The sequence below is a fragment of the Variovorax sp. SG517 genome, assembly GCF_013376045.1.
GTDB lineage: Bacteria > Pseudomonadota > Gammaproteobacteria > Burkholderiales > Burkholderiaceae_C > Variovorax.
This window is the reverse complement of the sequence record NZ_JABMJG010000001.1, coordinates 501792-522841: the sequence shown is the minus strand read 5'-3', so window position 1 is coordinate 522841 and position 21050 is coordinate 501792. Positions and strand designations below refer to the sequence as shown.

Sequence of the window (21050 nt, the reverse complement as noted above, 5' to 3'; positions counted from 1 at the left end):
TTATTCTTCAGTGGTGCACATCGCGGTGACGTACTTGCGCTTGGGCGTATCGAGGGATTCGACGTCCCATGCCAGCTTGGTGGCAACGTTGAAGGCGCCGGGCTTGCCCATGCCGCCGCTGGAGTCGATGGCCATCATTTCCTTCATGCACATCTTGTTGCGGTCCACGCACTGGTTGAGGATCGCGTCGTACAGGTCGGATGCAACGGTGGGGTAGTGGCGCACGGGTTCGCGCTCGCTCGGCACTTCGAGCTTCTTGTAGAGGTCGCGCGAGAGTTCGCCGTCCTTGCCCGTCTTGACCTTCTGCACCCACTGGTCGAAGCCTTCGTTGCTCAGGCCGTGGAACTTGAAGCGCATGCCCGAGAAGCCGGCGCCGCTGTAGTTGGCGGAGAAGCCTTCGAACTCGCCCGGCTTGTTGATGACCGCGTGCAGCTTGGTCTCCATGCCAGGCATGGCGTAGATCTGGCCAGCCAGCGCGGGGATGAAGAAGGAGTTCATGACCGAGGAGGCCGTGATCTTGAAGCTGATCGGACGGTCCACCGGGGCGGCCAGCTCGTTGATCGTGGCGATGCCCTGCTCGGGGTAGATGAAGAGCCACTTCCAGTCGAGGGCGACCACTTCCACCGTCAGCGGCTTGGTTTCGGCCGGAATTGCGCGCTGGGCGTCGAGACGGCGCAGCGGCTGGTAGGGGTCGAGCGTGTGGGTGCTGATCCAGGTGACGGCGCCCAGCGCGATGATGATGAGCAGCGGCGCCGCCCAGATCGCCAGCTCGAGCTGGGTGGAGTGGTCCCAGTCGGGGCTGTAGGTGGCCTCCTTGTTCGACTGGCGATAGCGCCAGGCAAAGAAGATGGTCAGGGCGATCACCGGAATGATGATGATCAGCATCAGCACGGTGGAGACGACGATCAGGCGTCCCTGCTGATGGGCGATGTCGCCGGAGGGGTTCATCAGCACCGTGTTGCAGCCCGCCAGGAGCATGGCGGGGAGCAGCAGGAGTGCTCGGCGAAGGTTCTTGAGGATGTGCATGCCGGGGAAAAGAGATGCAGGGACGCAGGGGGCGACGCAAAAAGACCCCACAATCTACGCCTGAAGACGGGTTTCGCCTATTGGACGTTTTGTCCTATGGCGGTAAACGTGATTCGGTGCGACGCTCTGGGGTCTCCCATGGTCCTATGGTGTCTCGCCGCGGCGTTACATCTGAATTACAGCAAGCAATGACGACGTCCAGCATCATTTCGCAAGGCGCACAGCCGATGCCGAACCCGGCCGATCACGGCGGCGCCCGGCCGGGCGACGACCACTCGCACATCTCGCCCGGCGAGATCGCGGTGGGTGTGGTCATCGGCCGCGCCTCCGAATATTTCGACTTCTTCGTCTACGGCATCGCCTCGGTGCTGGTGTTCCCGGCGGTCTTCTTCCCGTTCGAGCAGCACCTCGAGGGCGTCCTCTATTCGTTCCTGGTCTTCTCCTTCGCCTTCATCGCGCGTCCGTTCGGAACCGTCATCTCGATGATGATCCAGCGACGTTTCGGACGGGAAGCCAAGCTCACGCTGGCGCTCTTCGTGCTCGGCACCTCCACCGCCGGCATCGCCTTCCTGCCGGGCTATGCGAGCCTGGGATTCACCGCCATCGTGCTGCTGTCGGTTTTCCGATTCGGCCAGGGCCTGGCGCTGGGCGGTTCGTGGGACGGCCTGCCCTCGCTTCTGGCGCTGAACGCGCCCGCCAACCGCCGCGGCTGGTACGCCATGCTGGGCCAGCTCGGCGCCCCCATCGGCTTCTTCATCGCCAGCGCGCTGTTCGCCTACCTGTATTCCAGCCTGCCCTCGGAAGACTTCCTCGACTGGGGCTGGCGCTATTCCTTCTACGTGGCCTTCGCGATCAACGTGGTGGCGCTCTTCGCCCGCCTGCGCCTGGTGGCCACCGACGAATACTCGCGCCTTCTCGAAGAGCGCGAACTGGAGCCCACCAGCATCACCGAGCTCGTCAGCTCGCAGGGCAGCAACATCCTGATCGGCGCCTTCGCCGCGCTGGCCAGCTATGCGCTGTTCCACCTGATCACGGTGTTCCCGCTGTCGTGGATCACGCTGTATTCCGACCAGTCGGTCACCGAGTTCCTTGTGATCCAGATGGTCGGCGCGGTGTTCGGCGCCGCCGGCATCGTGGCCTCGGGCCTGCTGGCCGACCGCATCGGCCGCCGCTTCACGCTGGGCGGCCTCGCCGCGGTGATCGCCGCGTTCAGCGGTTTCGCCCCCACGCTGCTCGACGGCGGCCGCATCGGCCAGGACATCTTCATCCTGCTGGGCTTCGTGATCCTGGGCCTGTCGTACGGCCAGGCGGCCGGCGCGGTGACCTCCAACTTCGCGCCCAAGTACCGCTACGTCGGTGCCGCGCTCACGGCCGACGTGGCCTGGCTGATCGGCGCGGCCTTCGCTCCGGTGGTCGCCCTGGGCCTCTCGGCCCACTTCGGCCTGGCCTACGTGAGCGTTTACCTGCTCTCGGGTGCCATCGCCACGCTGGCGGCACTGGGGCTCAACCGGGCGCTGGCACGGGACTGAGTCTTTTCCGCGCAACCACGAAAAAGGGACCTTCGAGGTCCCTTTTTCGTTTTTCATTACGATGCCCCGATGTTCGCCGCGGCAATCTTCGACATGGACGGGCTGCTGATCGACTCGGAGCGCCCCATCATGGCTGCCTGGATCGATGTCGCCCGCACGCTCGGTATCGAGCTTTCGCACAGCCAGTACATGCAGGTGGTGGGGCTGTCCACGGCGGAGTCCCAGATCGTCCTCGCCTCGCTGCTTGGCGGACCGGCCGCCTACACCCACGCGGTGGGCCTCGTGCGCCAGCGCCTGCAGCTGGAGCGCTCCGATGGCACGCCGCTCTTTCCCATCAAACCTGGTGCCGCCGAATTCCTGGCGGCGCTGCGCGAGCGTGGCACGCGCTGCGCCGTCGCCTCTTCGTCGACCAGTGTGCAGATCCAGGCCTGCCTGGGCAGCCTCGATGTGCTGCACCATTTCTCGGCCTTCGCGGGCGGCGACGAGGTGCAGCGCGCCAAGCCCGATCCGGCGCTCTACCTGCTTGCGGCCGAGCGCCTGGGCGTGGACCCCGCCGAATGCATCGCCTTCGAGGACAGCGAGAACGGCGCCAAGGCGGCGCTGGCGGCGGGCCTGCGGGTGGTGGTGGTTCCCGACCTCAAGCATCCGCCCGCATCGATCGTCGAGCGGGCCTTCCACGTGCTCGATTCGCTGAACGACGCACTGGCGCACCTGCCGCGCTGGTTTCCCCAACAGGTCATGCAGAAGGTGTGACGGCATGATCAAGATCGGCACGCTCTGCCATGTGGTCGACAGCTGCCTGGCGTCGCCCTTCACAGAGCGTGCGGTGGGGCGGATCGTGGAGGTGGTGTCCGCGCCCTATGAAGCGCCGAGCGAGCGCTACCTGCCCGGCACCTACTACGACGTGCTGTTCGAGGGCTGGACCTTCTACTGCCGCAGCGACAAGCTCGTGCCCATTTCCGACCCCGACGCCCGCGTCGAGCACTGGGAAGACGCGTTCCTCGAAGAGCCCGGTCTCCTGCCGGCGCCGGCTCCTGCGCCTCAGAGCACTTCGTCGCGCAGCTGCGGAAAGACCTTCGACACCTTCGCGAGCAGGTAGTCGCCGTAGCGCCCGTTGAAGGCGTGCACGTTGGCGCGGTCCCAGCGCTCGGCGCTGTCGTCGCGGGCCTCCGCGCCCGCGAGGCCCTCGATGCGCTGCACGCGCGCCTCGAAGTTCGGATCGAAGAAGAGGGGAAACGACAGCCGGTCGTGCCCCGAGGTGTTGCGCTTCACGCGGTGCGGCGTCGACTTGTAGAGCCCGCCGGTCATGCGGTCGAGCATGTCGCCGATGTTGCAGACGAAGGAGCCCGCAACCGGCGGCGCGTCGATCCAGCCGCCCGGCGTGTGCACCGCAAGCCCGCCGATGTGGTCCTGGTGGAGGATCGTCAGCAGCCCGTAGTCGGTGTGCTCGCCCACGCCCCATTGCACGTCCAGGCCCTCGGGCACCGGCTGCGAGGGGTAGTTGAAGAGGCGGAACAGGATCAGCGGGTCGGCCGTGTAGCGCTTCGCGAAGTAGCCGGCCTCGAGGCCCAGGCTCAGCGCGATGCCTTCCATCAGCCGGTGGCCCAACTGCGTGACGGCGGCCATGTAATCGAGGATGGTCTCGCGAAAGCCCGCCACGCCGGGGAACAGGTTTGGCCCGTGCACCGGCGTCTTCGCCTGCACCAGCGGATGCGTGGCGGGCAGCTCGGTGCCCAGGTAGAGGCCTTCCTTCCAGTCAGGCCGGCCCGAGGTCAGCTCGCCGCCGAGCGGAAAGTAGCCGCGCCAGGCGCGACCGCCGAGGGCCATGCGCCACTGCATCTTGGTTTCCTCGGGCAGGTCGAAGAAGCGGTGGCTCAGGTCTTCGAGCCGCTTCACCAGCGCCGGGTCGACGCCGTGGCCGGTCACGTAGAAGAAGCCGTGGGCGCGGCAGGCGGCGCCGATCTGCGCCGCGACGGCATCGCGTGCGGCGGCGCCCGCGACGAGCGCGGACACGTCGATGAGGGGTAGGGCGTTGTCTTGCATCTTGGTCATGCGTCTCTCGCGAAGGGGGAGCGGATGTCGGCCAGGAACTGCTGCGCGCGCGGATGCTGCGGCCGGTTGAAGAAGTCGTCGGGCGTGGCGCGCTCCAGCACCTTGCCTTCGTCCATGAAGAGCACGCGGTCGGCCACTTCGCGCGCGAAGCCCATCTCGTGCGTGACGCACACCATCGTCATGCCGTCGCGCGTGAGGTCGCGCATCACCAGCAGCACCTCGCCGACCATCTCGGGGTCGAGCGCGCTGGTGGGCTCGTCGAACAGCATCAGCGGCGGCTGCATCGCGAGCGCGCGGGCGATCGCCACGCGCTGCTGCTGGCCGCCCGAGAGCTCGCTGGGCCAGGCGTTGGCCTTGTTCGACAGGCCCACGCGGTGCAGCAGCGCCATCGCGCGCTCGTCGGCCTGCTTGCGCGTAAGGCCGCGCAGCTGCATCGGCGCCATCGTGCAGTTCTGCAGCACCGTGAGGTGCGGGAACAGGTTGAACTGCTGGAACACGAAGCCGATGCGCGAGCGGAATTCGTTCACGTCCAGCCCCGGCGCATGGATGTCCTGCCCGTCCACCACGATGCGGCCCGACTGGATCGGCTCCAGCCGGTTGAAGGTGCGGATCAGCGTCGACTTGCCCGAGCCCGACGGCCCGCACACCACGACGACCTCGCCCTTGTGGATGGTTTCGGTCACGTCGACCAGCGCGTGGTAGCTGCCGTACCACTTGTTGACTTTTTCGAGTTCGATCATGCGGACACCTTGGTGGCTGCGGTGGAGATGCCGCGGCGTGCGAGCCGGCGTTCGAGCCAGTAGGCGAAGCGCGAGAGGCCGAAGCACAAAATGAAGTACGTGCCGCCCAGGATCAGGTAGATCTGCGCGGGCTTGGTGAACACCTGCGTGTTGATCTGCGTCGCGATGAACGACACTTCGGCCAGCCCGATGATGTAGCCCAGCGAGGTCTCCTTGATGGTCGAGACGAACTGGTTCACCAGCGAAGGCAGCATGCTGCGCAGCGCCTGCGGCAGTACCACGAGGCGCATCGCAGCGCCGTAGCCCAGGCCCAGCGCCCGGGCGGTTTCCATCTGTCCGCGCGGCAAGCCCTGGATGCCGGCGCGCACGATCTCGGCGAGGTAGGCGGCGTCGAACACCACCAGTGCGATCAGCATGGTGGTGAACTGGTCGGTCTTCACGCCGGTGACGCTGGGCAGGAAAAAGTAGGCCCAGAAGATCACCATCAGCAGAGGCAGACCGCGCACCACGTACACGAAGCCAGTGACGGGCCAGCGCAGCCAGCGCCACGGGCTCACGCGCGCCAGCCCGAGCACGATGCCCAGCGGCAGCGCCAGCACCAGACCGCAGGAGGCGAGGATCAGCGTGAGCACCAGCCCGCCGAGCGGACCGTTCGGATACTGGCCGATGAGGAAGTAGACCCAGTAGTCGTTTATGATCTGAAGCATCGCGCCGTCGCCTTCCTCAGATCGTCCGCACCGGGTAACGGTGGTGGTACCAGGTGGCAAGTCCCGTGATCGCCAGCGACACCGTCAGGTACGCCGCGCTCGCGAACGCGAAGGACTCGAAGCTGCGGAAGGTTGCGCTCTCGACCTGGCCGGCCTGGTACATCAGCTCGGCCACGCCGATCACGGTGGCGATGGATGTGTTCTTCCACAGGCTCAGCGTCTGCGAGATGAGCGGCGGGATGGTCACGCGAAGCGCCTGCGGCAGCACCACGCGGCGCATGGTGGCCAGGTAGCTGAAGCCCATTGCCCGGCCGGCCTCGAACTGCACCGTCGGAATCGCGCGGATGCCGCTTCGGATGTCCTCAGCCATGAAGGCGGCCGTGTACAGCGCGAGCGCGATGATGGCGCTGTAGGCCTCGATGTGTCCTGCGTAGAGCCACTGCTTGATGTCTTCCGGCAGCAGTTCGGGCGCGCCGAAGTACCAGAAGAGCATGTGCGCGAGCAGCGGAATGTTGCGGATCGACTCCACGTACGCGAAGCCGAGCCAGCGCAGCGGCGCGAAGGGCGACAGCCGCAGCAGCGCCACCACCAGCGCGATGGGCAGCGCCAGCACCAGAGAGGCCGCGAGCAGCTGCAGCGACAGCAGCAGGCCCGCGACGAGCATGTCGTGGTACTTGCCGGTCAGCAGCAAGGAATAGTCGAACAGGGGCATGGGGGGCGACAGTATCACCGCCGCGAGGGGAGGTGGCTTCCTCCCCCGCTGGGGGAGGGTTGGGGTGGGGCACGGCGGCGTCTGGAAAGACGCGGTGCTCATGTGAAGGCCGCTTGCCCCATCCCGGCCTTCCCCCAGCGGGGGAAGGAGAAAGACCTGAGGCCGGGCTCAGTCGATCTTGTCGGAGTCGAGCTTGAAGTCGCGCGACTGGAAGCCCGATGCCGTGTTCGGGCCGTACCACTTGACGAAGATCTTCTCGGCGTCGCCCGACTTCTCGAGCTCGCGCAGTGTGTCGTCCACCACGGCCTTCAGCCCGCTCTCGCCCTTCTTGATGCCGATGGCCAGCGCCTCGGTGCTCAGGTTCTGCTTGAGCACCACGTACTGCGCCTTCTGCGGACCCAGCTTGGCGTAGCTGCGCAGCAGCGCGGCCTCGTCGTCCACGTAGCCCACGCCCTTGCCCTGCTGCAGGGCCTGGAAGGCCTGCTGGCTCGTGTCGAAGGTCACGACCTCGACGTTGGGCACGGCCTTGCGGATGTTCGGCTCCTGCGTGCCGCCGCGGATGGTCAGCACCTTCTTGCCGGCGAGTTGCGGCACCTCGGTGATGCCGCTGTCCTTCTTCACGATGGCCTTCTGGCCGGTGACGAAGGTGGTGAGCGAGAAGTCGATCTGCGCCTCGCGCTCCTTGTTGTGCGTGAGGCCGGCGGCCACCAGGTCGACGTGGCCCTGCTGCAGCTCGGGAATGCGCGCGGCCACGGCGATCTGCTTGAGCACCGGCTTCACGCCGATCTTCTTCGCGATGGCGTTCACCAGGTCCACCTCGTAGCCGACGATCTGGCGCGTCTTCGGGTCGACGAAGGTCGCGGGCTCGTCCGTGCCGAGCACGCCGACGACCAGTTCGCCCTTCTTCTTGATGTCGGCCAGCTGGTCCGCGTGTGCGGCGGTGCCGAGCAGGAAAGTGGAGGCGGCGAGGGCCGCGGCTGCAATCAGTTTCATGCGCATGTTCTTCTCCTTGATGGAAAGCAGAGGGGCGGGACCATATCAATAAAACCGCTGATTATTAAATCGTCAATCGACATATGCATATGGTCAAGCTGAAGGCCGCTTTTTCGGGCTGGGTTAAATTCGCGGCGCAAAAACGCGCTTCCGGCGCCTTCCTCCTGCCTCCCTCAGCATCTCTTCGAGCGAGATCCTCATGATCATCAAACCCCGCGTGCGCGGCTTCATCTGCGTCACCACCCATCCTGCCGGCTGCGAAGCCAACGTCCGCCAGCAGATCGAATACGTCAAGGCAAGGCCCGCCATAGAGGGCGGCCCGAAGAAGGTGCTGGTGATCGGCGCATCGACCGGCTACGGCCTCGCAGCACGCATCACCGCCGCCTTCGGGTGCGGCGCCGGCACGCTGGGTGTCTTCTTCGAACGCCCGGGCAGCGAGACCAGGCCCGGTTCGCCCGGCTGGTACAACACCGCCGCCTTCGAGCGCGCCGCGCACGCCGAGGGCCTCTATGCGAAGAGCATCAACGGCGACGGCTTTTCCGACGCGATGAAGCAGCAGGTCATCGACACCATCCGCGCCGACCTGGGGCAGGTCGACCTCGTCGTCTACAGCCTGGCCGCGCCGCGGCGCACGCATCCGAAGACCGGCCAGGTCTTCAACTCGGTGCTCAAGCCCGTGGGCCAAGCGGTGACCTTGCGCGGCCTCGACACCGACAGCGGGACCGTGAAGGAATCGGTACTCGAGCCCGCCACGCAGGAGGAGATCGACAACACCGTGGCCGTGATGGGCGGCGAGGACTGGCAGATGTGGATCGACGCGCTGCAGCAGGCCGGCGTGCTGGCCGATGGCGCCAAGACCACGGCCTTCACCTACCTGGGCGAAAAAATCACGCACGACATCTACTGGAACGGCTCCATCGGCGCGGCCAAGAAGGACCTCGACCAGAAGGTGCTGGGCATCCGCGCGCAGCTCGCGGCCAAGGGCGGCGACGCGCGCGTGTCGGTGCTGAAGGCGGTGGTCACGCAGGCCAGCTCGGCCATTCCGATGATGCCGCTGTACCTGTCGCTGCTGTTCAAGGTGATGAAGGAAGAGGGCACGCACGAGGGCTGCATCGAGCAGGTGCACGGTCTCTACGCCGACAGCCTCTACGGCGCCACGCCGCACATCGACGATGAAGGCCGCCTGCGCGCCGACTACAAGGAGCTGGCGCCGCAGGTGCAGTCGCGCGTGCTGGCCCTCTGGCCGCAGGTGAACGACGCCAACCTCGGCGAGCTCACCGATTTCGCCGGCTACAAGACCGAGTTCCTGCGGCTCTTCGGCTTCGCGGTGGAGGGCGTGGACTACGAGGCCGACGTGAACCCCGATGTGGGCATTCCGGGCCTCGTGCAGCTCTAGCAGGCCCTTGAGGGGATACTCCCGCCCATGCAGATACAAGAAAAGCCGCCCGCCGGCACGCCCTTCGACTGGATCGGCGGCGAGGCGAAGGTGGAGGCGCTGGTCGAGCGCTTCTACGACCTGATGGACCTCGAGCCCGCCTACGCGCAGCTGCGCGCCGTGCACGGCACCAGCCTCGACAACGCGCGCCAGCGCCTGTTCTGGTTCCTCTGCGGCTGGCTGGGCGGCCCGCAGTACTACACCGACCGCTTCGGCCACCCGATGCTGCGCGCGCGCCACCTGCCGCAGAGCATCGGCGGCCACACCATCGGCATCAAGGAGCGCGACCAGTGGCTGGCCTGCATGGACCAGGCGATGGGCGAGACGGGCGTGCCCGAGGACTTGCGCGCAAGGCTTCGCGACTCATTCTTCAAGACCGCTGACTGGATGCGCAATAGAGGCGAATGATCGCCGGCCAGACACACGAGCAACGATTTCCGAAAGACGCTTCTTCCATCATGAATTCCATCGTCATCATCGGCGGCGGCCACGCCGCGGCCCAGCTCTGTGCGGGGCTTGCCGAAGCCGGGCAGGGCGCGCGCGTGCACCTGGTCTGCGAGGAGGCCTGCGAGCCGTATCACCGCCCGCCGCTGTCCAAGGCCTTTTTGAAGAGCGCCGAAGAGACCACGCAGCCGCACAAGGCCGCCGACTGGTACCGCGAAGCCGGCATCACGCTGCACCTGGGCGATGCGGCCGTGGCCATCGACCGCGAGGCGCACACCGTCACGCTGCGCTCGGGCGCGATCCTGCCGTGGCAGCAGCTGGTGCTGGCCACCGGCACGCGCGCACGCCAGATGCCCGACCTGAAGCCGGGCCTGGAGAACGTCGCCAGCCTGCGCGCGGCCGACGAGGCGCATCGCCTTCGCACGCGGCTCGCGGCGGCAGAGAAGGTGACGGTGCTCGGCGGCGGCTTCATCGGGCTCGAAGTGGCGGCCACTGCCAAGGCGCTCGGCAAGACGGTGCAGGTCATCGAGAGCGCGCCGCGCCTGCTGGGCCGCGCCGTGTCGCCCGAGCTGTCGGCGCACGTGCTGGCCACGCATCGCGCGTCGGGCATCGAGATCGTGCTCGGTGCGCAGACCGGCGCCTTCGAGGTCGAGGGCGACCGGCTGGTGTCGCTGCAGGTCAACGGCGCGAAGCAGCCGGTCGACCTGCTGCTGCTGGGCATCGGTGCTGTGCCCGAGACCGCGCTCGCGCAGGCGGCCGGCATCGAGTGCGCGGACGGCATCGTGGTCGACGAGCACATGCGCACCAGTGCGGCCGACGTGCTCGCGGTGGGCGACTGCACGCGCTTTCCCGATCGCCGCGCGGGCCGTGCGCTGCGGCTCGAATCGGTGCAGAACGCCAACGACCAGGCGCGCACCGCGGTCGCCACGCTCGCCGGCGAGGCGCGCGCGCACGACGCGGTCGCATGGTTCTGGTCCGACCAGGGCGGCATGCGCCTGCAGATGGTGGGCCTGATGCCCGCCGAAGGCACGCCGGGCCTGAGCAGCGTGCGCCGCGCGGGCCCGAAGCCCGACGCGTTCTCGCTGTTCCACTATGTCGATGGCCAGCTCGTGTGCGTGGAATCGGTGAACGCGCCGGTCGACCACATGATGAGCCGCAAGCTGCTCGAAGCGGGGCGCAATCCCGACGCGGCGGCGGTGGCGGATGCCTCTGTGCCGCTGAAGAACCTGCTGGCCTGAGCCGAAAAAGGTGCTCAGCGCCGCGAAGGCGCCAGCAGCACCACCAGCGCCCCGGCCCCGCCTTCGGCCGGCTTGGCCTGCACGAAGGCGATCACCTCGTTCTTCTGGATCAGCCAGCGCTGCGTCTTGGTCTTGAGCACCGGCTGCTTGCCCGGCGAGCCCAGGCCCTTGCCGTGCACCACGCGCACGCAGCGCAGGCCCTGCTTGTAGGCGTTGCGGATGAAGCCGCCCAGGGTCTCGCGCGCCTCGTCGCTGCGCAGCCCGTGCAGGTCGACCTGCGCTTGGATGGCCCAGTCGCCCTTGCGCAGCCGCGCGGTGACGTCGGTGCCGATGCCGGGGCGGCGGAAGCTCATGGCGTCGTCCACGTCGAGCAGCGTGGTCACGTCGAACTCGTCGGAGAGCGATTCGCGCAGCACGCGCTGCTCGTCGAGCTGGTGCTGCACCGGGATGGGCGCGGGCGGCTCCGGCGCAAGCGGCACCACGGCCTTGCGGCGCAGCGGCTCGGTGGCGCCGATGGCGCGGGCGAACAGGTCTTTCTCGGCCGCGCGCTTGCGCTCGGCCAGCGCCTTGGCCGCCGCCTCGGCGGCTTCGCGCGCGCGGGTCTCGGCGAGCACGCGCTGCACCTGCTTGAGGTCGGCGAGGTTCTTGATCGACGGAGCGCGCGCGGCCATCAGAGCAGCCCCTTCTCGGCCATCGACAAGCTCTGCCCGGGGCCCACGATGATGTGGTCGAGCACGCGCACGTCCACCAGCGCCAGCGCGGCGCGCAGCGTCTGCGTGAGCGACTCGTCGGCGCGCGAGGGCTCGATGCTGCCGCTGGGGTGGTTGTGCGCGAGCACCACCGCCGCGGCATGGTGGTGGATGGCGCGCGTGACCACCTCGCGCGGGTAGACGCTGGTCTGCGTGAGCGTGCCGCGGAACATTTCCTCCAGCGCGAGCATGCGGTGCTGCACGTCGAGGAAGACCACCGCGAACACCTCGTGGGGGCGCGTGCCGATGTGCAGCTGCAGATATTGCTTCACCGCATCGGGCGAGTCGAACACCGTGCGCTCGCGCAGCTTCTCGCCCATGGCGCGGCGCGCCAGTTCGAGCACGGCGATGAGCTCGGAGCGCTTGGCGCTGCCGCCCATGCCCTTGACCGACTTGAGGTCTTCGGGGCCCGTGTGCAGCAGCCCCGAAAGGCCGCCGAAGCGCTCGAGCAGCTGCTGCGCCAGCTGCAGCACGTTCTTTCCCGCCACGCCGGTGCGCAGCAGCAGGGCCAGCAGCTCGGCGTCTGCCAGCGCGGAAGCGCCGCGCGAGATGAGCTTTTCGCGCGGGCGGGCGTCGAGAGGGAGATCCTTGAAAGACATGAAACCCCGGGGTGAAACCTTGGCGGAGCCGGGTGGAAGCCCCGGTCCTTAAAATGAGGCCAGTTTATCGGGACACCTCCCCGTCTTCGCACACATCAGCTGCTCCATGTCCCAAGTCGTGAATTCCGGCTCCTTTCTCACCCTGCACTACCGGCTGGCCGGTCCGGCGGGCGACATCATCAACACTTTCGCCGACAAGCCCGCGACCCTGTCGCTCGGCACCGGCGAGCTTTCTCCCGCCATGGAGCAGCGCCTGATGGGCCTGGAGGAGGGCACGCATGCCACCTTCGAGCTGCCCGCGGGCGAGGCCTTCGGCGAGCGCAATCCCGACATGCAGCAGTGGGTGGCCCGAAAGCTGCTTGCGCAGATGGGCGACCCCGACGAGCAGTACGCCGTGGGCGACGTGGTGCAGTTCCCCACGCCCGACGGCACGGGCAGCTACGCAGGCGCGGTCATCGAGTCGAACGACACCGCGGTGCGCTTCGACTTCAACCACCCGCTCGCGGGCCAGCCCGTGACCTTCGAAGTGAAGCTCATCGGCGTGCTATGAACCCCGGAATCTCCGAAGTCATCCTGGCCGAGCCGCGCGGTTTCTGCGCGGGCGTGGACCGCGCCATCGAGATCGTCGAGCGCGCCATCGCGAAGTTCGGCGCGCCGATCTACGTGCGCCACGAGATCGTGCACAACACCTACGTGGTGAACGAGCTCAAGGCCAAGGGCGCGATCTTCATCGAGGAGCTCTCCGACGTGCCGCCCGGCGCCACGCTGGTGTTCAGCGCGCACGGCGTGAGCAAGGCGGTGGAGCAGGAGGCGCGCGACCGCGGCTTCTCGATCTTCGACGCGACCTGCCCGCTGGTGACCAAGGTGCACGTCGAGGTCGCCAAGCTCGCGAAGGAAGGCTACGAGTTCATCATGATCGGCCACAAGGGGCACCCCGAGGTCGAGGGCACGATGGGCCAGCTTTCCAGCGGCATCCACCTGGTGGAAGACGTGGAAGACGTGGCCAGGGTCGCCCCGGGGCAGACCGACAAACTCGCCGTGGTCACGCAGACCACGCTGAGCGTGGACGACGCCGCCGACATCGCCGCCGCCGTGCGCGCGCGCTTTCCCAAGGTGCGCGAGCCCAAGCAGCAGGACATCTGCTACGCCACGCAGAACCGCCAGGACGCGGTGAAGATCATGAGCCCGCAGGTAGACCTCGTGATCGTGGTGGGCAGCCCCACCAGCTCCAACAGCAACCGCCTGCGCGAGCTTGCGCAGCGGCTGGGCACCGAGAGCTACATGGTCGATTCGGCCGCCGAACTCAAGCCAGAGTGGTTCGAGGGCAAGGCGCGCATCGGCATCACCGCCGGCGCCTCGGCGCCCGAGGTGCTGGTGCGCGACGTGATCGACCAGGTGCGCGCGTTCGGCGCGGTGTCGGTGCGCAAGATGGACGGCATCGAGGAAACCATCAAGTTCCCGCTGCCCAAGGGCCTTAAGCTCGACGACATTCCTCCCCCTGGACACATCTCTTGAACACCACCCAGACCGCCGGCTGGCGCTCCGAAATAGATAGCGCATCGCAACGGCTGGCCGAACGCGCCGGCCACTTCCTGCGCCAGACCCCGCTGTGGAAGCTGCCGGCTTCGGCCTTCGGCATCGACGCGAGCGGCGCGGAGATCTGGCTCAAGCTGGAGCACATGCAGGTCAGCGGCAGCTTCAAGGCGCGCGGCATGATGAACCGGCTCCTGGCCAACGACATTCCGCAAAGCGGCGTGATCGTCGCCTCGGGCGGCAATGCGGGCATCGCCACCGCGGCCGCGGCGCGCGCGCTGGGCGTGCCCTGCCAGGTGTTCCTGCCGGGCGTGTCGCCCGAAGCCAAGCGCGCGCGGCTGCGTGCGCTGGGCGCCGAGGTGGTCGTGGTCGGCGAGCTGTATCCCGATGCGCTGGCCGCCTGCCTGACGCGCCAGAAGGAATCGGGCGCCTTGCTCACCCACGCCTACGACCAGCCTGAAGTGGTGGCCGGCGCCGGCACGCTGGGCCGCGAGATCGAACAGCAGGGCGGCCTGCCCGACGCGGTGCTCGTGAGCGTGGGCGGCGGCGGCCTGATCGGCGGCCTGGCCGGCTGGTTCGAGAAGCGCTCCCGCGTGGTCGCGCTCGAACCCGAGAAGGCCCCGACGCTGTTCCGCGCCCGCGAGGCCGGCGAGCCGGTCGACGTGGAAGTGGGCGGCATCGCCGCCGATTCGCTGGGCGCGCGCCGCATCGGTGCCATCGCCTGGGAGATCACCCGACAGCACGTGCAGGACGCGCTGCTGCTGTCCGACGAATCCATCCGCGCGGCCCAGCAGTGGCTCTGGAAGGAGCTGAAGCTGGCCGTGGAACCGGCCGCCGCGCTGCCGCTGGCGGCGCTGCAGACAGGTGCCTACAAGCCGCGCGCGGGCGAGAAGGTCTGCCTGATCGTCTGTGGGGCGAACGTCGATCCCGCGACGGTTGCCTGACGGCTTCCTGCTTCTCGCAGTTCACCCTCCAGGCCACGTCGACCCTGTCGGCGGGCATCGTCAGCCTGCCGCCTTCGGCCAGCGCACGCCCACCTAAAATCCCCCCATGCTCGACATCACCCTGCTCCGCAAAGACCTGGCCTCCGCAGTGGCCGGCCTCGAAAAACGCAAGAAGAACCAGCCGTACCTCGACGTCTCGGCATTCACCGCCCTCGAAGCCGAACGCAAGACGCTGCAGACCCGCACCGAGGAAATCCAGGCTCGCCGCAATGCGCTGAACAAGCAGATCGGTCCCCTCAAGGCCAAGGGCGAATCGACCGACGCGCTGATGGCCGAAGTGAATGCGCTGAAGGTCGAGCAGGAATCGCAATCCAAGCGCCTCGAAGAAATCCAGCCCGAGCTGCACGCGCTGCTGCTGGCCGTGCCCAACCTGCCGCACGCCAGCGTGCCGGTCGGCGAGGACGAGACCGGCAACGTCGAGATGCGCCGCTGGGCTCCCAAGGGCGGTGCGGGCGCCAACGCCACGCCGCTGGGCTTCGCACCCAAGGATCACGTCGACCTCGGCGCTCCGCTGGGCCTGGACTTCGAAACGGGCGCCAAGCTCGCGGGCTCGCGCTTCACCGTCATGAAGGGCCCGATCGCCCGCCTGCACCGCGCGCTCGCGCAGTTCATGCTCGACATCCAGACCGAGAAGCACGGCTACAGCGAGTGCTACGTGCCCTACATCGTCAACGCCGCCACGCTGAGCGGCACCGGCCAGCTGCCCAAGTTCGAAGGCGACCTGTTCGCCGCGAAGAAGGGCGGCCAGGACGGCGAACCGGCGCCCGACCACTCGGCGCTGTATCTCATCCCGACCAGCGAAGTGCCGCTGACGAATTTCGTGCGCGACGAGGTGGTGCCCGAGTCGCAGCTGCCGATCAAGCTCACCGCCCACACGCCGTGCTTCCGCTCCGAAGCCGGCAGCGCGGGCCGCGACACGCGCGGCATGATCCGCCAGCACCAGTTCGACAAGGTCGAGATGGTGCAGATCGTGCACCCCGAGAAGAGCTACGACGCGCTCGAACAGATGACCGGCCACGCCGAGGCCGTGCTGCAGGCGCTGGAACTGCCGTACCGCGTGGTGCTGCTGTGCACGGGCGACATGGGTTTCGGCTCCACCAAGACCTACGACCTCGAAGTCTGGCTGCCGGCGCAGGACACCTATCGCGAGATCAGCTCCGTCTCCAACTGCGAAGCCTTCCAGGCGCGTCGCCTGCAGGCCCGCTTCAAGAACGCGCAGGGCAAGAACGAACTGGTGCACACCCTCAACGGCTCCGGCCTGGCGGTGGGCCGCACGCTCGTGGCCGTGCTCGAGAACCATCAGAACGAAGACGGCTCGATCAACGTGCCCGCCGCGTTGCGCCCGTACCTCGGCGGACTCGAAGTTTTGATGGCCTGATTGGCAGGGGCTTCAAAATCAGGCTTTTTGTCTGCTAGAATCGCAGGCTCGACAGCACCGGAGAGGTGGCAGAGTGGTCGAATGTACCTGACTCGAAATCAGGCGTACTAGCGATAGTACCGAGGGTTCGAATCCCTCCCTCTCCTCCAAGAAGTCAATAAACAAGCGCCTTTCGGGGCGCTTTTTTATTTCTTGCACCATCGTTCCTGCCAATTCGACCGATGGTCGAATTTGGGCATGCGGCGCGTCGCCGCAACCTTCGGAGAATTGGTTTTGCCTCTCTCTCTCTCTCTGTTGCTTGACGACCGCTGATCAACCTACCTCCACCGTCACCCGCAGGAACGTCGCGGCGATCAGGCAGGTGTTGGGGTACTGGCTCTGGTTCTGGCTCTGGAACAGCGTCACCAGTTCCGTGCGCAGTTCGTCGGTGCGCCCCGCCTGGGCTGCGGCGTCGAATGCGTGCATGGTCGGGCCGTAGAACTGCCGGAAGGTGTCGACGAATTCCGCTGCCGAGCCTTTGAAGTCGAAGATGTAGCTGTCGCGTTCCCAGCTAATGGCCTCCGAAGCGACGCCCGCCGCGCCAAAGCGCTCGATGATGTTCGGAGTCGAGCCCCAGCCCATCGGGCTCACGAAACCCTCGGGCGGCGGGGGCGCATACGACGAGCTGATCTTCAGGATCTGCGCCACCAACGTGGGGTCGTTCGGAATCCAGTTGCCCATGAGGATGCGGCCGCCCGGACGCGTGACACGCACCATCTCCCGTGCCACGTCGAAGGGCTTGGGCGCGAACATGGCGCCGAACATGCTGATGACGAGGTCGAAGGACTTGTTCTCCAGCCGCAGCTCGCAGGCGTCCCCTTCCTCGAACCGGCAGCTGGCCGACAGCCCGGCCTGGGCCGCCCGCCGGTTGCCCGCGGCTACCAGGTTGGCGGCGATGTCGACGCCCAGCACCTGCGCGCCGAGCTTGGCGGCCGGAATGGCGGTGTTGCCGTCGCCGCAGCCGAGGTCCAGCACCTTCATGCCGGGCGTGATGTGCGCGTGGCGCACGACGTCTTCGCCGCTCTCGCGCATGCTCTCGGCGATGCGGGTGAAGTCGCCTTTTTCCCAGAGGGCCTTGTTCGGGTTCATGACTTCACTTTCTCGATCATGTGGTCGATCACGTGCGTGTGCTCGTGTTGCGGGCTGAACATCACGATCTCCGCGTCGGCGTCGACCTTGACGTTGTGGCCGGGCGGCCAATAGAACAGGTCATTGGTCTGGACGGTCTCCTGCTCCCCGGCGTCGTCGGTGGTGGTGATCTGGCCTTTGATCACGAACCCCCAGTGCGGGCACTGGCAGGAGTTGTGGTTGTTCAGGCCCTGGAACAGCGGCGTCGTGTCGACGCCCGCCGACAGCGTGAAGTACTCGCCGCTGATCTTGCTGTAGCCGGTCGCGTCGCCGAAATTCAGGCGCTGCCGGATCAGGGCACCGGGAATTTCCATCTTCACGTCGACGGCGTCTTTTGCGATATGCATGAGGTACTCCTTGAGGGTCCGCGGGCGCGAGGGTGGTGCGTCTATTCGTTGCACCCGCAAGATTCGATAGACGGCATACTGATGCTCCACGCTTGGCGTTCCTGAAACGTTCCCGGCCCGTGCCGGGGGAAAGGAATCGCGATGTCGCCCCCACCGACTCCGCCGTCCGAAGCCGTGTCCATCCGGCTGCTGGGCCCGTTCCACCTGAGCGTGGCCGGCGATGACCCGCAGATTCCACCAGTGCCGCTGACCCGGCGCGCCGCCGAGCTGCTGCAGCTGCTGGCGTTGCAGCCCGGACGCAGCCTGGCGAACGAGCAGGTGGTGGAGGCCCTGTGGCCGCACCTGGACCCCGACGCGGGCAGCGCCAACCTGCGCAAGGCCGCGCACCATGCGCGCCAGTTCATCGGCCAGCCCGACGCCCTGGTGCTGCGAGGCGGCCGCGTTTTCCTGCTGCCCGACCATGCTGTGGCGTGCGACGCTGAGCAGTTCGAGCGCGCAGCGGACGAGGCCCTGCACAGCGGCGATCCGCAGGCCTGCAAGGCGGCCGCGCAACTCTACGGTGGCGACCTCCTGCCGGACGCCCGCTACGAAGCCTGGACCGAGGCGCCGCGCCAGCGGTTGCGCGACAAGTTCCTGCGGCTGCTGCGCCAGACCGGCGACCTGGAACGGCTGGTGCGCGAAGACCCCACCGACGAGGCGGCCCATGTCCAGCTGATGCGCGAGGAACTGGCGGCCGGGCGACGCTCTTCGGCGCTGCGCTGGTACGGCCACCTGCGCGACCATCTGCAGCAGACCCTCGACCTGCGCCCCGGCCCGTCGGCCGAAGCGCTGTACCGCGAATGCGTGGCGGGCCTGGAGGGCGCCGCGCCGCGTTTCGTCGGCCGTGCCATGGAGCTGGTGCGTGTCCTGGGGTGGCTGCGCGCCAGCCTCGCCGGCCGGCCGGGGGGCGCGGTGGTGCGCGCCCCGGCGGGAATGGGCAAGACCGCGTTCTGCCGCCGCGTCGCCGAAGAAGCGCGGGGCCTGGGCTGGCAGGTGCGCTCTTTGCAGGCCGGCGACTGGACCCGGCCCTACGGCATCGCGGCCGACCTGGTGGAGCCCTTGCTCGGCGAACTGCCCGACGCGGCACAGGCCATCGGTGCGCACGCCCAGGCCGTGCTGTCGCAGATGACCGCCTCGGGCGACGTGAAACCGCTGGCCCTGCCGCTCGGGCGCCACCAGATGGTGGGCGCGGTGCGCCGGCTGCTGCTGGCCACGGCCGCGCACAAGCCAGTGCTGCTCATCGTCGACGATGCGCACGCGGCGGACGACGCGAGCGGCCAGGCGCTGACGCAGCTGGCGGCGAGCGGCCCCCCGGTGTTCGTGCTGCTCGCATGCCGGCACGCGCTGCCGCCGCTGCTGGACCGGAACACCTCGCGCCTGCAGCGTGCCGGCCAGCTGGAAGCCCTTGAACTGGGGCCGCTGTCCGAGGAAGAAGCCGCGCTGCTCGCAGCCCGCTCGGCCGACGCACCGATGACGGCCGAGGCCGCGACCGCCATCGCCCGTCGTGCCGAAGGCCTGCCGTTTGCCGTGGTCGAGCTCGCGCGCGGTGCCGCCACGTCGGACGGCGCCACGGCGGTGATGTCCCGCAGCCTGTCGTCGGCCCTGGCCGAACGCCTGTGCGACCTGGACCCCGGCACGACGGAGGCCCTGCGCCGGTTGGCGCTGTCGGCCGAAGATTTCGACGTGGCCACGGCCGTGGCGCTGGCCGCCGACGAAGGCCACGACCCGTTGGCGCGGCTCGACCAGGCGCTGGCCGCAGGCGTGCTGGTGGTGGCCGATGGCCGCTACCGCTTCCGCCACGCCCTCGTGCAGGACGCGCTGGCCGAAGGCATCCCGCCGCACCGGCGTGTGCTGTGGCATCGCGACGTGGCGGCGCGGCTCGCGCAAGGCGGTGCGGCACCGGGCCTGGTGGGCCATCACTGGCTCGCCGCGGGCGACGCCGAGCAGGCGATGCCGTGTGCGCTGGCGGCTGCGCGCCAGGCCTTTCGCCTCGGCGCTTACGAGGACGTGTTGCGTCATGTCGAGCCGCTGCTCGCGCACCGGGCGGCGCAGCCGGAAGCCCTGGCGCTGCGTGCCGAGTCCCTGGACGCGCTGGGCCGGCCCGGCACGTTGGCCGCCTACGATGCGGCGGCCGCCGTCGCGCCGGAGGCGCTGTCCCACGAACTGCGCGCCAAGCGGGCCCTGGCCCAAGTGAAGATGAGCGACCCGCCCGGAGCCCTGCAGTACCTGAAGGATGTGCATCCCACCACGGTGGCGGGGCGCCTTGCCGAAGCGCTGGCCTACAGCGGCGCGGCGGCCCTGGGCTTCGGGGACCCCGCCGAAGGCACGCGCCGGTCGGCCGAAGTGCGCCGGATCGCCTTGGAGACCGGCGATGAAGGCACGCTCGTGATCGCCTCCTGGTCGCAAGCCGCGGCGGCGCACGCGCGCGGCGACCTGCACGGCAGCGTATGGGCCGACCTGAAGGAGACGAGCCACCTGCCGCAGCTGGCGGTGCGCGTGTTCGACGGTCACCTGTGCATCACGCAGCGCTTTTTGTACGGCTCGAGGCCGTACGCCGAGGTCATCGCGTTCGCCGATGCGCTGGCCACAGAGGCGCAGCGGCTGGGCGCGGCGCGCGGGCATGCGTTCGCGGTCACGCTGCGCGGCGAGGCTTGGCTGCTCAGCGGCCAGCTCGACGCCGCCGAGCAGGACCTGGTGGCCGGCGGGCGCATGCACCGCGCGATCGGCGGTGCGACGGGCGAAGCGCTGTCGCTGCAGCGCCGCTCCGAGCTGGCGATCTACCGTGGGCAGATGGACCGGGCGCGCGGCCTGCTCGACGAAGCGCTCGACGTCGCGCGCCAGTCCGACGTCGGCTTCCACCTGCTGGACCGCATCTATGGCACCCGCATCGCGATGGCCACGCAGCCCGACGCCGCGCTGGGCGTGCTGGAGGAGGCCGAGGCCAACGTGCGCGGCCCGCTGGAAAGTTGCCCCGGCTGCCGCATCACCTTCGCCATTCCGGCCACCATCGCGGCCGCGAGGGCGCACGAACTGGACCTGGCGGCCAGCCACCAACAGCAGTCCGAATACTTGGCCAACGTGGTGATGAAGCTGCCGGCCTGGTACGCGTCGCTGCACGAGGCGCAGGCGCACATCGAACGGGCCTCGGGCCGTGTCGCTGCCGCGCGCGAAGGCTTCGCCGCGGCGGCGCGGGAGTTCCACGCCTGCGGCCATGCGCTGGACGCCGCACGCTGCCGGGAGTTGGCCGGCTAGGAAGTTCGCGCGGCGCAAGCGTGACGGACGGATGGTGGCTCGGTGATCGCGGCCCCGTGCTGAGCGGGTCTGCTCGCGACCAAGGGCAGTTAGCCGTGCCGGCAAG

Annotated in this window: 21 protein-coding genes and 1 tRNA gene; 12 read left to right on the top strand and 10 right to left on the bottom strand. The window is 68.3% G+C overall.

Annotated features, from left to right (window positions below; translation table 11 throughout):
• Positions 1–1026 carry a ubiquinol oxidase subunit II gene (gene cyoA, locus FHT32_RS02305; protein WP_176663028.1) on the bottom strand — a complete coding sequence of 342 codons (1026 nt, stop codon included), beginning with the start codon at positions 1024–1026 and terminating at the stop codon, positions 1–3.
• Between the two features lie 188 nt (positions 1027–1214).
• Here cyoA and FHT32_RS02300 point away from each other — a divergent pair, with 188 nt between their 5' ends.
• From FHT32_RS02300 to FHT32_RS02290, 3 genes are all read left to right on the top strand, one after another.
• Complete coding sequence (locus FHT32_RS02300) at positions 1215–2555, top strand: MFS transporter (protein ID WP_176663027.1); 1341 nt, start codon at positions 1215–1217, stop codon at positions 2553–2555.
• Between the two features lie 69 nt (positions 2556–2624).
• Complete coding sequence (locus FHT32_RS02295) at positions 2625–3308, top strand: HAD family phosphatase (protein WP_176663026.1); 684 nt, start codon at positions 2625–2627, stop codon at positions 3306–3308.
• A gap of 4 nt (positions 3309–3312) precedes the next feature.
• Entirely contained in the window at positions 3313–3654 is a 342-nt protein-coding gene (locus FHT32_RS02290; RefSeq protein ID WP_176663025.1) for a hypothetical protein, read from the top strand.
• Here FHT32_RS02290 and FHT32_RS02285 read toward each other — a convergent pair.
• From FHT32_RS02285 to FHT32_RS02265, 5 genes are all read right to left on the bottom strand, one after another.
• The gene (locus tag FHT32_RS02285; RefSeq protein ID WP_256098844.1) at positions 3597–4607 is read right to left on the bottom strand and encodes an isopenicillin N synthase family oxygenase; all 1011 of its coding nucleotides are present in this window, start codon (positions 4605–4607) and stop codon (positions 3597–3599) included. The genes FHT32_RS02290 and FHT32_RS02285 overlap by 58 nt on opposite strands.
• The gene (locus FHT32_RS02280) at positions 4604–5347 is read right to left on the bottom strand and encodes an amino acid ABC transporter ATP-binding protein (protein WP_176663024.1); all 744 of its coding nucleotides are present in this window, start codon (positions 5345–5347) and stop codon (positions 4604–4606) included. The genes FHT32_RS02285 and FHT32_RS02280 overlap by 4 nt, the downstream gene beginning before the upstream one ends.
• Complete coding sequence (locus FHT32_RS02275) at positions 5344–6054, bottom strand: amino acid ABC transporter permease (RefSeq protein ID WP_019656680.1); 711 nt, start codon at positions 6052–6054, stop codon at positions 5344–5346. Before FHT32_RS02275 ends, FHT32_RS02280 begins: the two co-directional genes overlap by 4 nt.
• Before the next feature lie 16 nt (positions 6055–6070).
• A complete protein-coding gene (locus FHT32_RS02270; RefSeq protein ID WP_176663023.1) occupies positions 6071–6766 on the bottom strand; it encodes an amino acid ABC transporter permease in 696 nt (231 codons plus the stop codon).
• Between the two features lie 168 nt (positions 6767–6934).
• The gene (locus FHT32_RS02265; protein ID WP_176663022.1) at positions 6935–7765 is read right to left on the bottom strand and encodes an ABC transporter substrate-binding protein; all 831 of its coding nucleotides are present in this window, start codon (positions 7763–7765) and stop codon (positions 6935–6937) included.
• A gap of 193 nt (positions 7766–7958) precedes the next feature.
• Here FHT32_RS02265 and fabV point away from each other — a divergent pair, with 193 nt between their 5' ends.
• The 3 genes from fabV to FHT32_RS02250 are packed head-to-tail and all read left to right on the top strand — an operon-like array spanning position 7959 to position 10876.
• Positions 7959–9155, top strand: a complete 1197-nt coding sequence (gene fabV / locus FHT32_RS02260) for an enoyl-ACP reductase FabV (protein WP_176663021.1) — start codon at positions 7959–7961, stop codon at positions 9153–9155.
• A gap of 27 nt (positions 9156–9182) precedes the next feature.
• A complete protein-coding gene (locus FHT32_RS02255) occupies positions 9183–9602 on the top strand; it encodes a group II truncated hemoglobin (RefSeq protein ID WP_019656683.1) in 420 nt (139 codons plus the stop codon).
• A gap of 50 nt (positions 9603–9652) precedes the next feature.
• A complete protein-coding gene (locus FHT32_RS02250; RefSeq protein ID WP_176663020.1) occupies positions 9653–10876 on the top strand; it encodes an NAD(P)/FAD-dependent oxidoreductase in 1224 nt (407 codons plus the stop codon).
• A gap of 14 nt (positions 10877–10890) precedes the next feature.
• Here FHT32_RS02250 and FHT32_RS02245 read toward each other — a convergent pair whose 3' ends face one another.
• Positions 10891–11547 (bottom strand): Smr/MutS family protein, encoded by a 657-nt coding sequence (locus FHT32_RS02245; protein WP_176663019.1) that lies wholly within the window; start codon positions 11545–11547, stop codon positions 10891–10893.
• Positions 11547–12224 (bottom strand): DNA repair protein RadC, encoded by a 678-nt coding sequence (radC, locus tag FHT32_RS02240; protein ID WP_176663018.1) that lies wholly within the window; start codon positions 12222–12224, stop codon positions 11547–11549. The genes FHT32_RS02245 and radC overlap by 1 nt, the downstream gene beginning before the upstream one ends.
• Positions 12225–12330: 106 nt before the next feature.
• Between radC and FHT32_RS02235 the strand changes: the two genes are divergently transcribed.
• The 5 genes from FHT32_RS02235 to FHT32_RS02215 all read left to right on the top strand — a co-directional run bounded on the left by FHT32_RS02235 (position 12331) and on the right by FHT32_RS02215 (position 16288).
• Positions 12331–12774 carry a peptidylprolyl isomerase gene (locus tag FHT32_RS02235; RefSeq protein ID WP_019656687.1) on the top strand — a complete coding sequence of 148 codons (444 nt, stop codon included), beginning with the start codon at positions 12331–12333 and terminating at the stop codon, positions 12772–12774.
• On the top strand, positions 12771–13739 hold the full coding sequence (gene ispH, locus FHT32_RS02230) for a 4-hydroxy-3-methylbut-2-enyl diphosphate reductase (RefSeq protein ID WP_176663017.1): 969 nt from the start codon (positions 12771–12773) through the stop codon (positions 13737–13739). Before FHT32_RS02235 ends, ispH begins: the two co-directional genes overlap by 4 nt.
• Positions 13736–14701: a threonine/serine dehydratase gene (locus tag FHT32_RS02225; protein WP_176663016.1), complete on the top strand. Its 966-nt coding sequence runs from the start codon at positions 13736–13738 to the stop codon at positions 14699–14701. The genes ispH and FHT32_RS02225 overlap by 4 nt, the downstream gene beginning before the upstream one ends.
• 106 nt (positions 14702–14807) lie before the next feature.
• Positions 14808–16139, top strand: coding sequence for a serine--tRNA ligase (serS, locus tag FHT32_RS02220; protein WP_176663015.1), 1332 nt, complete (start codon positions 14808–14810; stop codon positions 16137–16139).
• A 59-nt stretch (positions 16140–16198) separates the two neighbouring features.
• Positions 16199–16288: transfer RNA gene (locus FHT32_RS02215), tRNA-Ser, on the top strand.
• A 163-nt stretch (positions 16289–16451) separates the two neighbouring features.
• On the opposite strand, the gene FHT32_RS02210 is transcribed toward FHT32_RS02215, so the two are convergent.
• Positions 16452–17267 carry a class I SAM-dependent methyltransferase gene (locus tag FHT32_RS02210; protein ID WP_176663014.1) on the bottom strand — a complete coding sequence of 272 codons (816 nt, stop codon included), beginning with the start codon at positions 17265–17267 and terminating at the stop codon, positions 16452–16454.
• Positions 17264–17653, bottom strand: coding sequence for a cupin domain-containing protein (locus FHT32_RS02205; RefSeq protein WP_176663013.1), 390 nt, complete (start codon positions 17651–17653; stop codon positions 17264–17266). The genes FHT32_RS02210 and FHT32_RS02205 overlap by 4 nt, the downstream gene beginning before the upstream one ends.
• A 141-nt stretch (positions 17654–17794) precedes the next feature.
• Between FHT32_RS02205 and FHT32_RS02200 the strand changes: the two genes are divergently transcribed.
• Complete coding sequence (locus tag FHT32_RS02200) at positions 17795–20944, top strand: AAA family ATPase (RefSeq protein ID WP_176663012.1); 3150 nt, start codon at positions 17795–17797, stop codon at positions 20942–20944.
• Positions 20945–21050: the final 106 nt, after the last annotated feature.

Bases quoted from the DNA above. Each gene is read 5' to 3' on its own strand.
- FHT32_RS02200 (WP_176663012.1), top strand. From the start codon at position 17,795: ATGTCGCCCCCACCGACTCCGCCGTCCGAAGCCGTGTCCATCCGGCTG.
- FHT32_RS02275 (WP_019656680.1), bottom strand. From the start codon at position 6,054: ATGCTTCAGATCATAAACGACTACTGGGTCTACTTCCTCATCGGCCAG.
- FHT32_RS02270 (WP_176663023.1), bottom strand. From the start codon at position 6,766: ATGCCCCTGTTCGACTATTCCTTGCTGCTGACCGGCAAGTACCACGAC.
- radC (WP_176663018.1), bottom strand. From the start codon at position 12,224: ATGTCTTTCAAGGATCTCCCTCTCGACGCCCGCCCGCGCGAAAAGCTC.
- serS (WP_176663015.1), top strand. From the start codon at position 14,808: ATGCTCGACATCACCCTGCTCCGCAAAGACCTGGCCTCCGCAGTGGCC.
- FHT32_RS02210 (WP_176663014.1), bottom strand. From the start codon at position 17,267: ATGAACCCGAACAAGGCCCTCTGGGAAAAAGGCGACTTCACCCGCATC.
- FHT32_RS02250 (WP_176663020.1), top strand. From the start codon at position 9,653: ATGAATTCCATCGTCATCATCGGCGGCGGCCACGCCGCGGCCCAGCTC.
- FHT32_RS02255 (WP_019656683.1), top strand. From the start codon at position 9,183: ATGCAGATACAAGAAAAGCCGCCCGCCGGCACGCCCTTCGACTGGATC.
- FHT32_RS02285 (WP_256098844.1), bottom strand. From the start codon at position 4,607: ATGACCAAGATGCAAGACAACGCCCTACCCCTCATCGACGTGTCCGCG.
- FHT32_RS02265 (WP_176663022.1), bottom strand. From the start codon at position 7,765: ATGCGCATGAAACTGATTGCAGCCGCGGCCCTCGCCGCCTCCACTTTC.
- ispH (WP_176663017.1), top strand. From the start codon at position 12,771: ATGAACCCCGGAATCTCCGAAGTCATCCTGGCCGAGCCGCGCGGTTTC.
- cyoA (WP_176663028.1), bottom strand. From the start codon at position 1,026: ATGCACATCCTCAAGAACCTTCGCCGAGCACTCCTGCTGCTCCCCGCC.
- fabV (WP_176663021.1), top strand. From the start codon at position 7,959: ATGATCATCAAACCCCGCGTGCGCGGCTTCATCTGCGTCACCACCCAT.
- FHT32_RS02280 (WP_176663024.1), bottom strand. From the start codon at position 5,347: ATGATCGAACTCGAAAAAGTCAACAAGTGGTACGGCAGCTACCACGCG.
- FHT32_RS02290 (WP_176663025.1), top strand. From the start codon at position 3,313: ATGATCAAGATCGGCACGCTCTGCCATGTGGTCGACAGCTGCCTGGCG.
- FHT32_RS02295 (WP_176663026.1), top strand. From the start codon at position 2,625: ATGTTCGCCGCGGCAATCTTCGACATGGACGGGCTGCTGATCGACTCG.
- FHT32_RS02205 (WP_176663013.1), bottom strand. From the start codon at position 17,653: ATGCATATCGCAAAAGACGCCGTCGACGTGAAGATGGAAATTCCCGGT.
- FHT32_RS02235 (WP_019656687.1), top strand. From the start codon at position 12,331: ATGTCCCAAGTCGTGAATTCCGGCTCCTTTCTCACCCTGCACTACCGG.
- FHT32_RS02245 (WP_176663019.1), bottom strand. From the start codon at position 11,547: ATGGCCGCGCGCGCTCCGTCGATCAAGAACCTCGCCGACCTCAAGCAG.
- FHT32_RS02300 (WP_176663027.1), top strand. From the start codon at position 1,215: ATGACGACGTCCAGCATCATTTCGCAAGGCGCACAGCCGATGCCGAAC.